Origin of the sequence: Pleionea sp. CnH1-48 (assembly GCF_024124665.1) — a bacterium.
In the GTDB taxonomy this organism is placed as follows: domain Bacteria; phylum Pseudomonadota; class Gammaproteobacteria; order Enterobacterales; family Kangiellaceae; genus JAMXSB01.
On sequence record NZ_JAMXSB010000047.1, the window covers coordinates 1 to 1,211 of the forward strand.

1 protein-coding gene is annotated in these 1,211 nt (G+C 46.0%); it reads left to right on the forward strand.

Annotation, left to right across the window (positions count from 1 at the left end; translation table 11 throughout):
- The first annotated feature begins 73 nt into the window (after window positions 1–73).
- Window positions 74–1,164, forward strand: a protein-coding gene (locus NH399_RS25325) for an IS3 family transposase (RefSeq protein WP_253044311.1) whose coding sequence is annotated in 2 segments (ribosomal slippage) — window positions 74–335 and window positions 335–1,164 — 1,092 coding nt in all. Because the reading frame shifts where the segments join, the coding sequence is not laid out codon by codon here.
- The last annotated feature ends 47 nt before the right edge of the window (window positions 1,165–1,211 follow it).

A 1,211-nucleotide genomic window follows, 5' to 3' on the forward strand; every position in this document is an offset into this window, starting at 1 on the left:
TGACCGGCTCCCCATAAACAGATCCACAAAGACAGTGAAATCGGGCATGATTTGCCCCTCAGGAGGATCGCACATGAAAGCAAAACGTTTTTCTGTCGAACAAATAGTTGCAGCCATTAAACAGCAAGAGACTGGACTTTCCGTAGCCGAAATAAGTCGTAAATTGGGGATCGCAGAGGGCACCTTCTACGCCTGGAAAAAGAAATATTCAGGATTGGAGTCCGATCAGGTAAGAGAGCTAAAGCAGTTACGAGAAGAAAACGAACGGCTTAAGAGAGTCGTCGCCGATCTAACCCTTGATAAAGTGATGTTGCAGGATCTTAATTCTCGAAAGTGGTAAGCGCACCGCAGCGCCGTTTGGCGGTGCGCAGTTTGCAAGACCGATATAATGTCAGTGAGCGTAGGGCCTGTCGATTATTAAGTTTGAGTCGTTCGGTTTATCGATATGAATCAACAGCGTCATCTCAAGAGCCATTACGACAGCGTATTATTGAAATAGCCCGTTCGCGTGTTCGGTACGGGTACAAACGCATTCATGTGATGCTAAAAAGGGAGGGTATCCACGTGAATAAGAAGCGTGTTTATCGGCTGTATTGTTTAGAGGGCTTACAAATTCGACCGAAACGCCCCAGGCGCAACGTGAGCGCTTGTCGACGAGAAAGAGACTATCGGGTCTCGACAAAGCCGAATGAAGCGTGGGCAATGGACTTTGTATCTGATCAATTAGTGAATGGCAATAGGATTAGAATATTAACGGTTGTCGATACCTTCTCCCGAGAGTGTTTGGCAGCGTTTACGGGTTCGAAATTAAGGGCGGAAGATGTCATCCAAACATTGAACAATATCTGTCGTTCGCGAGACAAGCCTGCTCGCATTCATTGCGATAATGGAAGCGAATTTACTGGGCAAATGATGGATTTATGGGCTTATGGCAATAACGTTAAGCTCGCTTTTTCCAGACCCGGCAAGCCGACTGACAACGCACACATTGAATCATTTAACGGCAGCTTTAGAGACGAGTGTTTGAACTGTCACTGGTTTGAATCACTAGCAGATGCTAAATTGAAGATTGAAGCATGGCGGATAGAGTACAACGAGAGTCGACCTCATCAAGCTCTTAATAATCTGTCGCCTAAAGAGTTCCTAAGTAACAGCGAATTTTGATGAGCCCGTCTTCACTACAAGGTGGATCTAAAAATGGGAGCCGGTCA